General features: G+C 35.4%; 16 protein-coding genes and 1 pseudogene. 15 read left to right on the forward strand and 2 right to left on the reverse strand.

The genetic code is table 11. The annotated features are described in order from the left end of the window. The first annotated feature begins 517 nt into the window (after positions 1–517). The 4 genes from BLQ56_RS19885 to BLQ56_RS19900 all read left to right on the forward strand — a co-directional run bounded on the left by BLQ56_RS19885 (position 518) and on the right by BLQ56_RS19900 (position 4,672). Positions 518–1,939, forward strand: coding sequence for a SpoVR family protein (locus tag BLQ56_RS19885; protein ID WP_090858702.1), 1,422 nt, complete (start codon positions 518–520; stop codon positions 1,937–1,939). 256 nt (positions 1,940–2,195) lie between these two features. Beyond that, a complete protein-coding gene (locus BLQ56_RS19890; protein WP_090858704.1) occupies positions 2,196–3,014 on the forward strand; it encodes a MerR family transcriptional regulator in 819 nt (272 codons plus the stop codon). Between the two features lie 62 nt (positions 3,015–3,076). Next, entirely contained in the window at positions 3,077–3,760 is a 684-nt protein-coding gene (locus BLQ56_RS19895; protein WP_090858707.1) for a DUF554 domain-containing protein, read from the forward strand. 342 nt (positions 3,761–4,102) lie between these two features. Next, a complete protein-coding gene (locus BLQ56_RS19900) occupies positions 4,103–4,672 on the forward strand; it encodes a lysophospholipid acyltransferase family protein (protein WP_090858710.1) in 570 nt (189 codons plus the stop codon). Between the two features lie 521 nt (positions 4,673–5,193). On the opposite strand, the gene BLQ56_RS19905 is transcribed toward BLQ56_RS19900, so the two are convergent. Continuing rightward, a complete protein-coding gene (locus BLQ56_RS19905) occupies positions 5,194–5,841 on the reverse strand; it encodes a helix-turn-helix transcriptional regulator (protein WP_090858713.1) in 648 nt (215 codons plus the stop codon). Positions 5,842–6,219: 378 nt separating this feature from the next. Between BLQ56_RS19905 and BLQ56_RS19910 the strand changes: the two genes are divergently transcribed. The 4 genes and pseudogenes from BLQ56_RS19910 to BLQ56_RS19925 all read left to right on the forward strand — a co-directional run. Then, a complete protein-coding gene (locus tag BLQ56_RS19910) occupies positions 6,220–7,326 on the forward strand; it encodes a D-TA family PLP-dependent enzyme (protein WP_090858716.1) in 1,107 nt (368 codons plus the stop codon). Between the two features lie 97 nt (positions 7,327–7,423). Further along, positions 7,424–8,440: an ornithine cyclodeaminase family protein gene (locus tag BLQ56_RS19915; RefSeq protein WP_090858719.1), complete on the forward strand. Its 1,017-nt coding sequence runs from the start codon at positions 7,424–7,426 to the stop codon at positions 8,438–8,440. 210 nt (positions 8,441–8,650) lie between these two features. Then, positions 8,651–9,754 carry a threonine synthase gene (locus tag BLQ56_RS19920; protein WP_090858722.1) on the forward strand — a complete coding sequence of 368 codons (1,104 nt, stop codon included), beginning with the start codon at positions 8,651–8,653 and terminating at the stop codon, positions 9,752–9,754. A 65-nt stretch (positions 9,755–9,819) separates the two neighbouring features. Next, a pseudogene (locus BLQ56_RS19925) lies at positions 9,820–10,449 on the forward strand (SpoVR family protein); the annotation flags it as partial. A gap of 263 nt (positions 10,450–10,712) precedes the next feature. On the opposite strand, the gene BLQ56_RS19930 reads toward BLQ56_RS19925, so the two are convergent. After that, positions 10,713–11,057, reverse strand: a complete 345-nt coding sequence (locus BLQ56_RS19930) for a four-helix bundle copper-binding protein (RefSeq protein ID WP_090858725.1) — start codon at positions 11,055–11,057, stop codon at positions 10,713–10,715. 147 nt (positions 11,058–11,204) lie between these two features. Between BLQ56_RS19930 and BLQ56_RS19935 the strand changes: the two genes are divergently transcribed. From BLQ56_RS19935 to BLQ56_RS19965, 7 genes are all read left to right on the forward strand, one after another. Beyond that, positions 11,205–11,624 carry a MerR family transcriptional regulator gene (locus BLQ56_RS19935; protein WP_090858728.1) on the forward strand — a complete coding sequence of 140 codons (420 nt, stop codon included), beginning with the start codon at positions 11,205–11,207 and terminating at the stop codon, positions 11,622–11,624. Continuing rightward, a complete protein-coding gene (locus BLQ56_RS19940; RefSeq protein WP_090858731.1) occupies positions 11,617–14,022 on the forward strand; it encodes a heavy metal translocating P-type ATPase in 2,406 nt (801 codons plus the stop codon). Before BLQ56_RS19935 ends, BLQ56_RS19940 begins: the two co-directional genes overlap by 8 nt. Positions 14,023–14,293: 271 nt before the next feature. Next, positions 14,294–15,028 (forward strand): urease accessory protein UreH domain-containing protein, encoded by a 735-nt coding sequence (locus BLQ56_RS19945; RefSeq protein WP_090858734.1) that lies wholly within the window; start codon positions 14,294–14,296, stop codon positions 15,026–15,028. A 62-nt stretch (positions 15,029–15,090) separates the two neighbouring features. Next, complete coding sequence (locus BLQ56_RS19950; RefSeq protein ID WP_090858737.1) at positions 15,091–15,984, forward strand: cytochrome c oxidase assembly protein; 894 nt, start codon at positions 15,091–15,093, stop codon at positions 15,982–15,984. Then, positions 15,981–16,688, forward strand: coding sequence for a response regulator transcription factor (locus BLQ56_RS19955; RefSeq protein ID WP_090858740.1), 708 nt, complete (start codon positions 15,981–15,983; stop codon positions 16,686–16,688). Before BLQ56_RS19950 ends, BLQ56_RS19955 begins: the two co-directional genes overlap by 4 nt. Then, the gene (locus BLQ56_RS19960) at positions 16,685–18,085 is read left to right on the forward strand and encodes a sensor histidine kinase (protein WP_090858743.1); all 1,401 of its coding nucleotides are present in this window, start codon (positions 16,685–16,687) and stop codon (positions 18,083–18,085) included. Before BLQ56_RS19955 ends, BLQ56_RS19960 begins: the two co-directional genes overlap by 4 nt. Before the next feature lie 7 nt (positions 18,086–18,092). Next, complete coding sequence (locus BLQ56_RS19965; RefSeq protein WP_090858746.1) at positions 18,093–18,290, forward strand: hypothetical protein; 198 nt, start codon at positions 18,093–18,095, stop codon at positions 18,288–18,290.

Genomic DNA, 18,290 nt, shown 5'->3' on the forward strand with positions numbered 1-18,290 from the left:
TCAAGCTTCGGACAGGAATCTTGCTAGTGAATGCAACCGAGTCTGAACCTGGTCAAGCTTCGGACAGGAACCGTGCTAGTGAATGCAATCTGAGTCAGAACCTTGTCAAGCTTCGGACAGGAACCGTGCTAGTGAATGCAACCTGAGTCTGAACCTGGCCTGACTTCAGACGTAATTGTGAATATAAATGCAAGCGAGTCCGATCTGTTCTGTCATCGGATGGGAATAGTTAATTCAAAGTTATTCAGTTTTTGTATGTCATTAAGGCTATCCACAAGGCTACTTGAGAGTAATCACTTTTGTCCGGATTTATATAACTACCTATGATCACAATTCTTGTTAAACGAATATAATCATATTCATTTAACCATTTAAGAATATTTAAATCAAAATCTGTTTGGGTGTCTACTCTAGGAGTCTTAATTAAAAGAAAATGTCATGATCATACAATCCTCTCACATCATTTTGATGGTTTGTTCATAAAGTGTTATAAGGATAAGAAGGAGGAGATTCAAAAGTGAGAGAGGAAGAGCGTAAGGCACTTGAGTATGCGATCGATGAAATTACTGAAATTGCAGATGGCTTTGGTCTTGATTACTATCCAATGAGATATGAGATTTGCCCAGCAGATATTATCTATACTTTTGGTGCTTATGGGATGCCCACCCGTTTTTCACATTGGAGTTTTGGGAAACAATTTCACCGAATGAAACTTCAGTATGATCTTGGATTGAGTAAAATTTATGAACTCGTTATTAACTCTGACCCGTGCTATGCGTTTTTATTAGACTCAAATTCTCTAATTCAAAATAAGCTAATCGTAGCTCATGTACTAGCCCATTGTGATTTCTTTAAGAATAATTACCGTTTTAGTAATACGAAACGAGATATGGTTGAAAGTATGGCAGCAACTGCAGAACGAGTAAAGCATTATGAACATCTATATGGTACAGCTGAAGTTGAGTCATTTCTAGATGCAGTCCTTGCCATCCAAGAACATATTGATCCCTCTTTAATGCGACCAAAGCTAGCATGGAGTCTGGATGATCTTGAAGAAGAGGAAGATAATGAACAATCGAAATCAGATTCTCCATATGATGACCTATGGTCTTTAGATTCAAGAAACCAGCCTAAGCCAAAAAAAACAAAGAAGAAGAAAAAGCTACCTCCACAACCTGAAAAAGATATCCTGTTATTTATTGAAGAATATAGTCGTGAACTTGAAGATTGGCAGCGTGACGTTCTAACTATGATGCGAGAAGAAATGCTCTATTTCTGGCCACAGTTGGAAACAAAAATCATGAACGAAGGCTGGGCATCGTTCTGGCACCAACGAATCATACGTGAAATGGACTTAACGTCAGATGAAGCGATTGAATTTGCAAAGTTAAATGCAGGTGTTGTTCAGCCATCACGTACACAGATTAACCCTTACTATTTAGGTTTGAAAATCTTCGAAGACATTGAGGAACGTTATGATAATCCAACAGCTGATATGATTGAGCGGGGTGTGAAACCAGGATCTGGTCGAGAGAAGATGTTTGAGGTACGTGAAGTTGAATCAGATATCTCGTTTATTCGTAACTACTTAACAAAAGATTTAGTGATGCGTGAGGATATGTACTTATTCCAAAAGCAAGGTCGTGACTATAAAATTGTAGATAAGGGCTGGGAGCAAGTACGTGATCAGCTAGTGAGCATGCGTGTTAATGGAGGGTTTCCATATATCACAGTCAATGACGGAGACTATATGAAAACAGGAGAGCTTTACTTAAAGCATTGGTATGAGGGCATCGAGCTTGATTTAAAATACCTTGAGAAGGTCATGCCATACCTTCACCAACTTTGGGGTAGACCTGTTCATATGGAGTCGATGATTGAGAATAAAAGTGTTGTGTTTACGTATGATGGGAAGAGTGTTACTAGGAAGTATGTATAAGGATTGGGGAGCTGCTGAGGGATCAGTGGCTTTTTTTTAATGAATCTGATTATTTGAAAGGTTACACTTAAACTAATGGTCAGTAATGTGAAATAAGCAAGTTGAAGATGCTTAGTAGACTAAATACTGCGTAGCTAGGAACATCTAGTTTAATTGACTTTATGAAATGCACTTTTACCATAGAAGCGCGGTAGATTAACATCACACAAACAAGTATAATCGTATTAATAAAATGCTTTTAAAAAGGAAGATTAAATTGAAGAATCAATTTTCAATTGGAGAAATGGCTAAACTACATAATACCACGATTAAAGCCCTTCGATATTATGATGAAATTGATTTATTAAAACCTATACATACGGATGTAAATAACGGTTATAGATATTATTCAACAGAACAATTCGAACATTTGAACACAATCCATTATTTAAAGGAATTAGGTTTTTCTTTAAAGGAAATTAAAGGACATCTGGATCACAGGGATATCGACAGTTTTTTAAATCTATTAGAGGAGCAAAAACGTTTAACGGAAGAAAAAATTAAAGAACTAACACGAATTAACCACAGGTTTCAAAATCGAATCAAGGACATTAAATTGGCGCGAGAATCAAAGGAATTGGGCATTCCATTTATAAAGGAAAAGGAAGAGAGAAAAATAGTAAGATTAATGGAGAGAATTAGTTCAGAACCAGAGCTGGAAGTTTCATTGAGGCGACTAGAGAGCCAGTCCAAAAGAAGTTCTTCTATTTTCATTGGAGGAGTAGGTCTTACTGTAAGTATGAATGATTTACTAATCAACAACTTTACTCAATATAACTCGATATTTATCTTAGCCGAAGAAGATGATATTCAGGGTCCTTTAGTAGCAACTCTTCCAGAAGGAATGTATGCCTGCATTTTTTATAACGGCAATCATAGCGAATCCCCAGAACATTATAGATCCTTATTAAAGTTCATTCGAGATAACGGTTTTGAAGTGAGCGGTGATTCCATTGAAAGAACAATCATTGACCATTATATCTCTCGCAGTAAAGAAGACTATCTGACAGAAATACAAATACCAATAAACTGTTGACCCTCCTCTTACAGGAGGGTCTATATTTTTAGATAGGAAAAATATTAATAGGAGAGATGACTATGTTTGGAACGATATTCAATGTAATAATGATACTACTCGGTAGCATTGTGGGCAGTATTCTCAAAAAAGGGATAAAAGATGAGTATCATAACATTTTAATGCAGGCCATGGGGTTAGTTGCGTTAGGGTTAGGTATTAATGCACTAGTACAACACTTACCTTCCAGCCAATATCCTGTACTATTTATTGTCAGTTTAGCTGTAGGGGGAGTACTTGGTCAAAGGTTGGATTTAGAAGCAAAATTTAATGCCTTAGTTAATAAATATTCAAAGGGTAACTTAGCCGAAGGGTTAGCGACTGCGATTCTGTTATTTTGTGTTGGAACTCTATCTATTTTAGGTCCTATAGAGGCAGCGTTAAACAGGGATTATACGTATTTGCTTGCTAATGGGATGTTGGATGGAATTACTTCAATTGTTTTAGCATCCACATTTGGCATTGGTATTGCTATTTCAGCAATTGTTTTATTTTTTTGGCAAGGTTCTATTTATTTAATTGCTACTTTAATAGGAAATTATATTAATCAAGATCTTTTGAACGAAGTATCGATTATAGGCGGAATATTGATAATAGCATCAGGTTTAAGTATTTTAGGGATTAAGAAATGTAATACCTTAAATCTTCTACCATCCATCATGATTCCTCCTTTGGTATTTTGGGTCATGCATTTATTCGAATTATAATGTTATAAAAGATTTACATTTAATTAGAGAGATGAAATAAGTCATTACTGCGTAGTACAAATCTACGGTTCAATATTTTTTAAGGGCGATCACTTTTGAAGTGATCGTTTTTCGTCAGGCAATCGTGCTGGACTTGCTAGTGAATGGTTACAAGAACGTGGGTTTAAAATTAAAAATATGACAGGCGGTATGAGTGAATGGATGAATAGTTAAGTCAGGAAGCGGAAGAGAAAGTTTTTAACAGATTGACAAAAACAATGGTGAAAAGTTATTATATATGCTATTTTATGAACATAAAAAGATATAATCATAAATATTTTAAAGAAAAAGGGAGAGAATCAGTTGGTTTATAAAATAGTACGTAGTTTGGTTCGTTGGTTTTTGCATTTTCGTTTTAACGTAACAATAAAAGGAAACGAAAATATTCCAGAGGGTGCGGTTATTTTGGCGATGAATCACCAGACAAACTGGGACTCACTCTTGGCTGGGACACACACCCCGAGGAAAATGTATATTATGGCAAAGGAAAGCCTATTTCGAAATAAATTCGCTGCGTGGCTCATTACCGAAATGGGGGCATTCCCTGTGAATAGAGAAAAAGCGGATATTAAATCGTTAAAGCATACATTAAAACTATTAAAAGATAAAAAAATTTTTTCCTTGTTTATCGAAGGGTCCAGAAGCCAAACCGAGGATATGCAAGACCCGAAAAAAGGAATCGGCTTTATTGTCTCAAAAAGCAAAGCACCAGTAGTTCCTACTTACATATATGGGGTGCGAAATAGATGGGGAGGGAACGCAGGAGTTATATTTGGGAGACCGATGTATTTTGAAGGGGAGACAGACTATGAGGAAATATCGAAACAAGTAGCCGCAGGGATACAAAAGTTAAAAGAAAATCTTCCAACATAAATTCTTACAAAGAAAGGAAGCGCCGTATTCATAGACCGCGCTTTCTTTTATTTACCTTTGCCAGTTGTTTTTACTTTCCTCGAACGTAAATAGATGCTTCTGAAAATAACATTTACTGCGTAGTACAATTGACCAAGATTTAAATATACTCAACCATGACTATAGGAAAGTAGTTATATTTTTTGGTGAATGTCTGGAAGAAGAGGGTATGGAAGTATACATAGATGAGGGTTTAATGGATTGATGATTTTGGATAATGAGATCTTAATTTGTATAACAATCTTCAGCAATTAAAGCGCTAATAATTAAGATTGTTAGTTTCATTAATATGTGTTTGAACCTTTACTGTGCAGTAAGTATCTTCGGTTTTCTGTGCCTTTGCGCAAGAATTAATTTAGATACGAGGGAGTATAGTTTAAGTAGGGAAAAAAAATTAAAAGGAATTTGGAAATAAGGACATTTCCAAATTCCTTTTGTCTACAATGGAAATCAGATAAATAACTGTATTTTTCATTTCTTAATCAATTGTTTTTTTTTATTTCATCTAAATAACTGTATACGGTAACTTTTGAAATACCAAGCTTTTCTGCCACTTTATCTACAGATCCCTTGATTAAAAAAATCCCTTTTTCATCCATAAACTTTATTAATTTAATTTTTTCTTTTCTTTTTAACTCTTCGGTTCCGTAATTGGCAATAATGCGATCTATTAAATCGTCTGCGATTTCTACTACATTTTCCATAAGTTCTGCATTTTCTTCTTCAGTTTCTTTTTCTTCTTGTCCAATACCAATAAAATCATCTAAAAATTCCTTAAAATGAATCATGCTTTCCAAATTATAATTAACACAAAGTGCCCCAATAACTTTTTCGTTCGAATCTCTAATTAAAGCAGTAGATGATTTAATTTCCTTGCCATCGTCGGTACGTATTTTATAACCTGCTAAATAATCGTTCTCAAATTTACTAGATAGCAGCACTTGCTTCACCAGGTGATCGAAAGCCTGTCCAACTTTTCTTCCTGTTACATGATTATTAACAGCGTAAATCACTGAGTTTTGAGGAACGGTTAAGTCATGAATGACGACCTCACAATTCCGTCCAAAGGTCTTAGCGATTAAGTTAGCGATTGGGATGTACTTTTTTAACTCTTTATTATTGATGTTCATAGGATGGTCCCTTCTTTATAAATGATATCTATTAATTCGAATCATTTATAACACGAAATTTATATAATTTTTTATACAAACATCTATATTATGTTGACTTTTATATAATTTTTTATATAATTTTAGATAAATACTAATGATTTAATTCAATTTTATATATTTTTTTATATGTTTTCAATTTAAAAATATATATAAGTTTTTTTTTTTGAGTTGAATAGTCATATCATCCTTTGTGATATTTACAATTAACTTAAACGGATTACTACTTCGCTCATCGATTAGTTGCTAAAAAAGTTTATTAAATCTTACTTAGCCAATTGCAGCCATGATTAAACTCACTATCACAAGCTTATCAAAAAATAAAAAGGAGCCGATAAAATGAAATATGTTGAGTTAGATACACCTGCACTTTTAATTGATAGAGAAATAATGATGGATAATCTTCGCTTCATGCAAAATTACGCTAATGAACATAAAGTACATTTACGTCCACATACCAAAACTCATAAAATGCCTAGGCTTGCTAGATTACAAGAAGAATTAGGAGCAGTTGGAATTACAGTAGCAAAAGTCGGTGAGGCTGAAGTTATGGCTAAAAACGGCTTGAAAAACATCTTTATTGCCAATGAGATTGTTGGAAAATCAAAAATTCAACGAATTAGAAAATTAGCTGAGACCATTGATATTTCGTTTGGTATAGATAATATTTACCAAGTCACTGAAATTGAAGAAGTATTCAAAGGAGCAGAGAAAAAAGCCAAGGTTCTTATTGAAATTGAAGTAGGGGAACAACGCTCAGGGATTATTGAAGAAAGTGATTTCAGAACATTATTAGAATACGTAAAGGCTTGTAAACATGTTGAACTTATAGGGATTTTTTCACATGATGGGCATTCCTATAAAGCTGAAAACATTAATGAATGTAAAGAACTTTATCTTGAAAGTGTAAACCGAACCTTGCACTTTGCAAGAATAGCAGAAGAGATGGGAGTTATACCAGAAGTAGTAAGTATTGGTTCGACTCCTCCTTTCATGCTTAATTTCGAGATACCAAACGGGGTTACTGAAATTAGGCCTGGTACCTATATTTTAATGGATTCCTCACAGGCAAACGTTATTGGCACATATGAGCGATGTGCAGCATCGGTCCTTACAACAATCATCAGTAAACCTACTAATGAACGGGTGATTACAGATGTTGGGGCAAAAGGGATTACAGCCCAAACAAGAAATGAGGGTCATACAACAACAAATGGTTTGGGCCGTGTAAAGGAATTTGAAGATGTCTATATTCACGGTGTTTTCGATGAACATGCGATCATTTATAATGAAGATTTCCGTAATCAAGTAAATATTGGAGATAAAGTACAAATTATCCCAAACCATATTTGTCCGGTTTGTAATTTATATGAAAAAGCTTACTTGCTCTCCAAAGGCGAAGTTGTTGAAGAAATCCCTATCGACTGCCGGGCAAAACTGCAGTAAATAAATTGTATACTGTTTCGATAATTAGATTTCTTATAGTTTTGGAATGATGAATCAATTTATTCACAAAAATTAATAATGCAAAGGATGAGTACCAATGATCGATTTAAATGCAATGGGAAACACTGAGCTTCTACTTCTTAACAGGTCTGAAATTGCCTCCATGATATCATCTAATGATTACTTAACGGCAATGGAGAGTGCTTTTAGAAAAAGGTCTGAAGGTAAAGCTCTAGCTCCAGGATTAATGCACGCGGATGTAGAAGACGGAGAATTTCATATTAAGAGTGGCGGACTTAAACTTGACAAGACGTATTTTGCGCTGAAAGCAAATGGCGGATTTTTCGGAAATCGTACCAAATTTGGCTTACCAAACATTATCGGATTGATTATTCTGTTTGATGGTTCAAATGGAAGACCCTTATCCATTATGGACTCAACTGAAATCACCTCAAAGCGTACTGCTGCAACAACAGCAGTGGCAGCAAAATATCTTGCCCGTTCAAACTCATCGACAGTCACTATTTGTGGCAGTGGAAACCAAGCGAGAGTTCAGCTGAGGGCTCTTATGAATGTCATTTCTTCTATCTCTCAAGTATACGTATGGGGAACTAATCAGAACAAGATAGAAACATTTTCGAAAGAAATGTCAGAGGAGCTTAAAATGAACATTGAGGCTACTGATAATTTAGCCGATGTTGCACCTAAAAGCGATATTATTATTACTTGTACTTCTGCAAAAAAATTCTTTCTGAATAAAGAGTATGTTCGCCCTGGGACCTTCATTTCAGCAGTTGGTGCAGACAGCCCAGATAAACAAGAACTTGACCCACAACTTTTGGCAAGTGGAAAACTAGTTGTGGACATTCTAGAACAATGTGCACATGTAGGAGAGCTTCATCATGCTATTGAGGCAAATCTAATGTCTGCTGGGGATGTTTATGGAGAATTTGGGGATATTGTTTCTGGTAAAATTGAAGGACGAACAAATTCTGAGGAAATTATCATTTTTGATACTACAGGTAGTGCGATTCAAGATACAGCCGCTGCAGTCGCTGTATATGAAAAGGCTATATCACTTGAAAAAGGAAAACTTTTAAATATTTACGAATAATATTTAATAGAAAATTAGAGCTTTAATAGTTCCAATATTAAGAGAACTGTTTATAGAATATTTTCCAGTGAACAAAAAACAGCACGTATCGTTGTACGAACTAATGAATAACATTTTGGCTTCAAATTGTTATTGATGCAATTGTATATATTTAATTATTTTTTCCTATCTTGTAAAAAATAGTTAATGTCATTTAAAGGGGGATTAACGATGAAACAATTTATTTGTAACAATTGTGGGAATAAGCATGATATTACACCAACTATATGGAAATGTGAATGTGGGGGAGTATTAAATATTGTAAAAGATACCCCAAAAATTGATGTTGCAGATTGGAGAAACTATCCAAACTCGTTATGGCGCTATTATGAAACCATGCCATTCGCAAAGGATTCAAAGATATGGGAATCCGTGACAATGGGAGAAGGCCAATCTCCTTTAATCGTTCTTGACCCTTTAGAGCCTAATACGTATGTAAAAGTTGACTATATGATGCCCACACTATCCTTTAAAGATCGAGGAGCAGCTGTACTGATGACGAAGGCTAAAGAATTAGGGGTATCAAAGGTCATTGCTGATAGTAGTGGTAATGCAGGAACTGCGATTGCAGCTTATGCAGCACGTTGTAATATTGCCTGTGATATTTATCTAAGCGACGAAACATCCCCGAAAAAAATTGCTCAAGTCAAAGCTCATGGTGCAACGATTAAAGAAATTCGTGGTACACGAGAAGACATTGCTGCTGCTGCCCAAAGAGCAGTAGAAGAAGAAAATGTATTTTACGCAAGTCATGTGTATAATCCATACTTTTATGAAGGAACGAAAACATATGCCTATGAAGTTTTTGAGCAATTAAAAGGTGCTCCTGATACATTAATTATTCCAGTTGGTAACGGTACACTTCTACTTGGTGCATACTATGGTTTTAAAGAGTTATTGGAAAATGGATTAATAGAAAGAATGCCGAAAGTTATTGCTATCCAAGCAGCAAATTGTGCGCCTCTTGTAAATGCCTACAAACATGGTGAGGTAACAGCGAAACCTATTACGAACGAAGGTACTTTAGCGGAAGGGATCGCCATTGCAGCTCCAGCACGTTCAAAACAAATTTTAGAAGCTGTACAGGAAACAAATGGTACATTTATTGATATTCAAGAAGATGAGATTCTAAGTGCACGGGAGAAACTTAGTGATAAAGGCTTTTATGTTGAAGTGACATCTGCGGTCAACTATGCGGGGTACTTGAAATATGAAAAGGGACAAGATGAAAAAATTATTATACCTCTTTGTGGTGCAGGTATAAAATCAAAATAAACTAAGAGGGCTATCTAGATGTTATAAAGGATTAGAAGAGATAGTATTAAAAGCATGTAAAAAGAACATCTTTACGAAACGAAGGCTGGGCATCGTTCTGGCATCAACGAATCATACGTGAAATGGACTTAACGTCTGGTGAAGCGATTGAATTTGCGAAGCTGAATGCAGGAGTTGTTCAGCCTTCACGTACTCAGATTAATCCTTACTACTTAGGCTTAAAGATTTTCGAGGACATTGAGGAACGTTATGATAACCCAACACCTGAAATGATCGAGCGGGGTGTAAAGCCAGGTTCAGGTCGAGAGAAAATGTTTGAAGTACGTGAAGTGGAATATCCGGAACTATTTAACAAAAGATCTAGTCATGCGCGAGGATATGTACTTATTCCAGAAGCAAGGTCGTGACTATAAGATTGTTGATAAAGGCTGTGAACAAGTACGTGATCAGCTAGTGAGCATGCGTGTTAATGGGGGATTCCCATACATCACCGTAAATGATTGAGACTATATGAAGACAGGGGAGCTTTACTTAAAGCATTGGTATGAGGGAAGAGCTTGATTTGAAATACCTTGAGAAGGTTATGCCATACCTTCACCAGCTTTGGGGAACCTGTTCATATGGAATCGATGATTGAGAACAAGGGTGTTGTGTTTACGTATGATGGGAAGAGTGTGACTAGGAAATATGTTTAACGATTGGGAAGCTGCTGCAGCATAATGTTCGATTAACTAAGAATATAAACGAGAATGAAAAAGCAATCGTTGTTAAACTCAGACCATTCTTTCACAAGGAAAATTTAGTGGAGATAATATTGAAAAAACAACAATCCAAACATCAAAGAAAAGAATAAATAACTAAAATAACGATTGACACCAATAATCGTGACGGAATATTAACAAAACTTAAGAAATAGCCCTACTCATTTATCGATCGAGTAGGGCTATTTTTTTTAGCACTATCCTGCCATCTTTCGGCATTCATCTGCACATTGTCTACAAATCTGAGCACATTCTTGACAATGCGTATCTTGAAATTTTTCACATTCAGTTGCACAAGCTTCACAAATTGCAGCACACATATTGCAATGTTGTTTGGCAAAATTACTATTACGGGACATAAACGCAACTGCTTGAAGACATGATTCTGCACAATCGTTTAGTGTTTTAATACAATTTACACGTGCTTGAACATCTGGTTCTTGTAAACAAGCTGTAAAACATTCTTCACATGCCTGAACACATTTAATACAAGCCTGGATACAAGCTTCAAATATGTTTGGTGATGTTGATAATACTGACATTTCTACTCCTCCAATAACCTAATTATAATTCTCACTGACTAGTTTTACTCAAATCATTAATAATATCCTTATTAAAAACTTTTAGAAATCCATTTGACTCTGTATTAAGGTACAGGGTTTATACTCTTGGTAAGGAGGGAATTTGAAATGGAAGGATTAACAATAAGTAAGGTAGCAAAACAGTCAAATATAAATCTAGAAACAGTCAGATACTATGAGAAGCGAGGTCTAATTCCTGAACCACCAAGAAGTGAATCGGGTTATCGAATCTATTCAACTGACATAGTTGACCGGATTAAATTTATTAAGAGAGCGCAAGAATTAGGTTTTACGTTGAACGAAATTGAGGAATTATTGCTTATATCAGAAGGGGGACATAATGCGCTTACGGTTAAAAATTTTACAACTGAAAAAATTAAAGAAGTAAATGAAAAAATAAATGACCTGATTCAAATAAAAAATACATTGGAAGATTTATTGAGAGATTGTCCGGCGGATGGGACGCCTACGAGCAAGTGTCCTATTATTCAAGCACTAAAAAAGGAAGGAGAGGAGATAAATGAGTGATATTAATAAGAATATTTCTCTCCAAGTAACGGGAATGACGTGTGCTTCTTGTGTAAATAGGATCGAAAAAAACATATCGAAATTACACGGAATTTTAGAAGTAAATGTGAATCTTGCAAACGAAAAAGTAAATATACAATATAATTCAAATGAAACCTCTCTTGATGAGATTAGTAATGCTATTGAAAAATCAGGTTATGGTATCCAAACAGAAACAGTCACGATGCCAATTACCGGTATGACATGCGCAGCTTGTGTAAATCGTGTGGAAAAGGGGCTGAACAAGGTTGAAGGCGTAATCAAAGCTAATGTGAATTTAGCAAATGAGAAAGCAAAGATTGAATATTTACCAGATGTGACTAAAACAGATCAGTTAATAAAGGCTGTAGAAAAAGCTGGATATGAAGCCAAACTGGAAGAAGAGTCAAAAACCGAAAACGTGGAAGCAAAAGAACGTGAATATAAGACGCAGCGACGTAAATTTATTATAGGAGCTGTATTATCATCTTTCTTCTTAATTATGATGCTCTCCGACTTTGCACACTCATTTGGTTTACATTTACCTTTTTCATTTCACATTCATCCTTGGCTACAGTTTTTACTTGCTACTCCTGTTCAATTTTATGTAGGTGGACACTTTTACAGAGATGCATATAAAGCCATTCGGGGTGGAAGTGCAAATATGGCTGTTCTTGTAGCGTTAGGGACGTCCGCTGCTTACTTTTATAGTCTGGTCTTAACCGTGATGGGAAGTAATGGACCATTATACTTTGAGGCTTCGGCGATTATTATAACCTTGATTGTTCTTGGTAAGTTAATGGAGGTAAGAGCGAAGGGGCAAACATCGGAAGCAATTAAGAAGTTAATGGGACTACAAGCAAAAACAGCACGAGTCATACGGAATAACGAAGAAATGGATGTTCCTTTGGAGGATGTTTTACAAGGAGATATTATATTCGTCCGGGCGGGAGAAAAGATTCCTGTTGATGGAGAAGTCATAGAAGGAAGTAGTTCGGTTGATGAGTCGATGTTAACTGGTGAAAGTATGCCAGTTTCAAAAGATATAGGTGATACAGTTATAGGAGCAACCATTAATAAACATGGTTCGTTTAAATTTAAAGCAACAAAAGTAGGAAAAGAAACGGCGCTCGCACAAATCATTAAATTGGTTGAAGAAGCGCAAGGATCGAAGGCACCGATTCAACGATTAGCTGATCAAATATCAGGGGTATTTGTTCCAATCGTCATTGTAATTGCTACCCTTACATTTGCAATTACAGCCTTCTTTGTAGGCTTTACGCCAGCTTTAATCAGTGCAGTAGCAGTATTAGTTATTGCTTGTCCTTGTGCATTAGGTTTAGCTACTCCCACAGCAGTAATGGTTGGTACCGGTAAAGGTGCAGAAAATGGAGTTTTAATAAAGAGTGCGGAGCATCTAGAAAGTGCTCACCGATTAACAACGATTGTATTAGATAAAACTGGAACGATTACAAAAGGTGAGCCTGAAGTAACTGATATCATTTCCATTGGTGATATGAAGGAAGATGAATTACTTCAATTGGCAGCAAGCGCTGAAAAGGGATCTGAACATCCATTAGGTGAAGCGATTGTGAATGGAGCTAGAGTAAGAGGTATAGAGCTCGAAGAAGTTAAACAATTTACTGCAATTCCTGGACATGGGATTGAAGTTAATATTGGAGACCGAAAGATATTAATTGGAAATAAGAAATTAATGACCGAAAATGATATTAAAGTTAACAGCATATTAGAGCAAATGGAAAACTTGGAGAACCAGGGTAAAACAGCGATGTTAGTTGCCATCAATGATGAATTAAAAGGATTGATTGCTGTTGCTGACACCGTAAAGGAAACGTCTGCTAAAGCAGTTGAAAAGTTAATGGAACTAGGATTAGAAGTAATCATGATTACAGGAGACAACAAAAGAACAGCACAAGCAATAGCAAATCAGGTTGGTATTACCCATGTTCTGGCTGAAGTCCTTCCTGAGGATAAATCAAGAGAAGTAGAAAAGTTAAAAAATGAAGGTAAAATTGTTGCGATGGTTGGAGACGGAATCAATGACGCTCCAGCACTAGTTGCAGCAAATATCGGAATTGCGATTGGTACTGGAACAGATATAGCAATGGAAGCCGCCGATGTTACCTTAATGAAAGGTGATTTAATGGGAATTGTAGATACGATTAAGCTCTCAAAGGCAACGATGAGAAAGATTCGCCAAAACTTGTTCTGGGCATTTGCTTATAATGTTTTATTAATTCCGGTTGCAGCCTTTGGATTATTAAATCCAATTTTAGCTGGTGCAGCAATGGCGTTCAGTTCTGTTTCGGTTGTAACAAACACTTTGTTTTTACGTCGATGGAAGCCAAATCATGTGTAACAATATAAAGGTCTGCTAATAAGTAGACCTTTTTTTAACGGTTAAGAAAGTATAAGATTTCGAACTCAGTTTTAGTGTCTAGCTCCAGGCGCCATCGGCTCGGGGTCATAAGCCAATCCATCCAGAAGGTTAAAAAGCAACCTTCAAGCTGGCTCGTCTTATGCCTGTTGCCGATAGGAGGGCGCCTTGCGCTTTTCCTATTTCTCCATATTTTCTCCAAACTTTTTCTATAAAATAAACCTATGAAACAAAAAGAAATGGTGACCTGGAAATGTATGAATTTTTTAATCAAATTAGTAATTTGTTAACCCAACCTTTTTTAAACCTTGCCCGTAGTTTTGAAAGTATTCCAATTTTGTTTGCTTTCTTATTAGGGATTGTTGGTGCTATGGCGCCTTGCCAGTTTACAGGGAATATTGGGGCTATCACCCTTTACGGGAATAAATCACTACAAAAGGGGCTCGCCTTGAATGACGTTATCCTTTTTACTTTAGGCAAAGTCGTTGTATTTTCCGGATTAGGGTTATTAGTGTGGTTTTTTGGGAGAGAGTTTCAAGCTGAAATGACATTATTTTTTCCTTGGTTTAGAAAAATAATTGGTCCTATGTTTATTTTGGTAGGGGTAGTTGTGTTAGGGATAATAAAAATGAAGTGGACATTTTCTATCCTAGAACTTCCAAAGAAATTCTTTGAAAAAGGAAAACTAGGTTCTTTTTTAATGGGTGTAAGTTTTTCATTAGGATTTTGTCCGACGATGTTCGTCTTATTTTTTATAACATTAATGCCAATTGTACTTTCTACTTCATATGGAGTTGTTTTACCTAGTCTTTTTGCTGTTGGGACATCTTTACCGTTGTTTCTTGCGCTGTTTTTAATTTGGTATTATGGGGCAAGCGGTGCAATTTTGAAAAAGGGTAGAAAAGTTGGTTTGGTGATTCAAAGGATAGCGGGTGTTATTATGGTTATTTTAGGGACTTTGGATACAATTACCTATTGGACAATATAACTTCTTCATACTTTCTTCAAATTTAAGTGGTAAAAATAAGATTGTAAGAAAGCAGGATTGTTATGAAAAAGATTATATTTATAGTTATAATGGCATTTATTTCAATATTTAGTTTTATCAATCATACTTTTGCTCACAATGGTGTGGAGGAACATTCAGAAAATATTGCTTTATCTAGTGAGTGGAATTATCTTTTAGCAGGGTTGTTAGTCATCATTTATGGATTATTTCATTTTCGGTTTTATAAAGAACAAGGTTTGAAGAAATTATACTTTTTCTTTTTATCACTTCTTGTGTTTTATCTAGCTTTAGGAAGCCCTTTACACGTACTGGGTGATCATTATTTATTTAGTGCTCACATGTTAGAACAATCATTGGTGTATTTAGTTTTACCGCCATTACTTTTATTAAGTTTACCAGATAGACTAGCAGAACCCATTTTCTCTTTTGGGTTAAAGTACAAACTACTAAGCTTTGTAAAAAAGCCGTTGATACCATTGTTACTGTTTAATGTTTTATTTTCGTTTTATCATATTCCACTCATGTTTAATGCGGTAGTTTCAAATAACCTTTTACACAATCTAACACATTTTCTATTAACCGTTACAGCCATATTTATGTGGATACCACTACTTCCAATCGTTAAAGAATTAGATCGTTTATCGGATTTACAAAAACTTGGCTATATATTTGCTGCAGGAATCTTACTGACCCCTGCCTGTGCTCTTATTATTTTTTCAGATACGGCATTCTACTCTGTTTATAGCAGTGCGCCACAATTATTTTCATATCTTCCTCCAATAGAGGATCAGAAAACGGGAGGAATCATTATGAAGGTTGTTCAAGAATTGGTATATGGAACAATGATTGGTTATATTTTCTTTAAGTGGGCAAAAAAAGAACGATTAAAAGATGAATTGTCTACTACATCCGTAACAGGAGTTGTAAATCAGTGAAAAAAGAAAAAGTTCTTATCGTTGATGATGAATGGAATATGAGGCAATTACTAACTATTCAACTTTCTTCTCACTTTGAAATAGTTACGGCTGGAAGTGGTAGGGAAGCCTTGGAGTATTTAAAAAATGAAGTGGTTGATTTAATTATTTTGGATTTAATGATGCCAGACTTGGATGGTTGGGAAGTTTGTAAAAAAATAAGAGAAACAAGTCAGCTCCCAATCCTTATGTTAACAGCAAGGGGCGATATCAAGGATAAAGTTAGCGGGTTTAATGTTGGGGCAGATGATTATCTCGTAAAACCATTTATTCCGGATGAATTATTGGTCAGATCAAAAGCCTTAATAAGAAGATCCTCTGTTCCAAATGGTTCAACACTACAGTCAGAGGGAATGATTGAGGTCGCTGATTTAAAAATGGATCAACATCAAAGACAAGTTTTTATTGGAGATCAACTATTAGAGTTGACACCAAAGGAGTATGATTTGATTCAACTTTTTTTATTAAATCCAAAAACAATTTTTAGCCGTGATATGCTCCTTGATCACATTTGGGGAATTCATGATGTGCTGGATATTCGTACAGTCGATTCACATGTGAAAAATGTAAGAGAAAAGTTTAGAAAAAACGACCTTTCCTTTAACCCGATTAAAACGGTTTGGGGAAAGGGATATAAATTCCAGGCTCCTGAGGAAATAAAATGAAATGGAATCGTATTGTCATAAAGTTAGGTGCAAGTATCTTAACGATTATCCTAATAATATTACTTCCGCTTGGTTTTATTATGAACCAACTATTTTCTGGCTTTTATTACAATAAAGTTCAAGATCAATTAAATGATTTATCGAATCGATATGCCAATACAATCACGTCAGTTGAAGACCAAGATATCCTTCAAATGTTTGAGGTTCTTGCAGATATGACCGATCAAGAAATTATCATTGTAAATGAACAAGGAACTGTTGTTGCAAACTCAGGACTTCCGAGCTTACCTAAAGGGTTAGAAATTCAAGAGGATGAGCTTTCTAGATTTATTAATAACTCTGTGGTTCAGAACGAACTGTACGATGAACAAACAGATAAACGTTATCTTAGTGTTGGAAAACCAATCATTTTAGATGATCAATTTATTGGTGGAATCTTTGTATTAGCTTCTGTTGAAGAAATGTACCAGTCAATCGATATGATAACAAATTCAATCATATTAGCTGGTACAGGCGCAATATTCTTAGCGATTGGATTTACATTTATTGTGTCAAGAAAGCTATCCAATCCATTACTTGAAATGGAGAAAGCGACTCGTAAGATTGCCAAAGGTGATTTAAATACAAGAGTCTCAGTTGCTTCAAAAGATGAGATTGGTTCACTTTCAAATGCGATTAATGACCTAGCATTTGAATTACAACGTTACCGTTCAAGCCGTAGGGAGTTTTTCGCAAACATTTCACATGAGTTACGAACACCTATTACGTACTTAGAAGGCTATGCCAATGTAATAGAAAATAAGCTTTATAAAACAGAAGAAGAAAAAAATAAATATTTACAGATTATCCAGCAAGAGGCTAAGCGAATGTCTAGTTTAGTCAACGATTTATTTGAACTGTCTAAATTAGAGGAAGGTAGACTGAGTTTACAGTTTGAAGAAATTGATTTAATTGAAGTGGTTGAAAATGCCGTTTCAAAAACCAAAATAAAAGCTGAACAAAAAGGGTTAACAATCGGATTTAGTCCAACTTATCAAATTCCGAGTATCTATGCCGATGGGTTAAGAATGGAGCAGATTCTTATTAATTTAATTGAAAACGCCATTCGCTATACGAAACAAGGGTCTATCATGATCTCTTTATCAAGTGATAATGACAAAGTCATTGTCAGTATTGAAGATACTGGAATTGGAATTCCTAGCGACGATATTCCGTATTTATTTGAAAGATTTTATCGTGTGGAAAAATCACGCTCAAGAGAGCATGGTGGGACAGGACTTGGTTTAGCAATCGTCAAACAACTTGTTGCACGTCAACATGGAAGCATACAAGTGAAAAGTGAAGTTGGGAAAGGAACGTGCTTTGAATTAACATTCCCAATTTATAAGGGGGAATAACGTAAAGATGAGAAAAATTGAAATTCTTTTGTCAGTTGTTTTGATTGCTGTAGGTATTGGATGTCTGACTATGTCTGGGTCGATGCTTTTCCAAGAGGATCTAAGTTTCTACTTTGAAACATTTATTAAAATTTGCTTATGGATGGGACTTCCAATTCTAATTGCTGGGGTCATCTATCTATTAATGAAAAGGAAAAGGAGATAA

Source organism: Litchfieldia salsa (genome assembly GCF_900104555.1).
Lineage (GTDB): Bacteria > Bacillota > Bacilli > Bacillales > Bacillaceae_L > Litchfieldia > Litchfieldia salsa.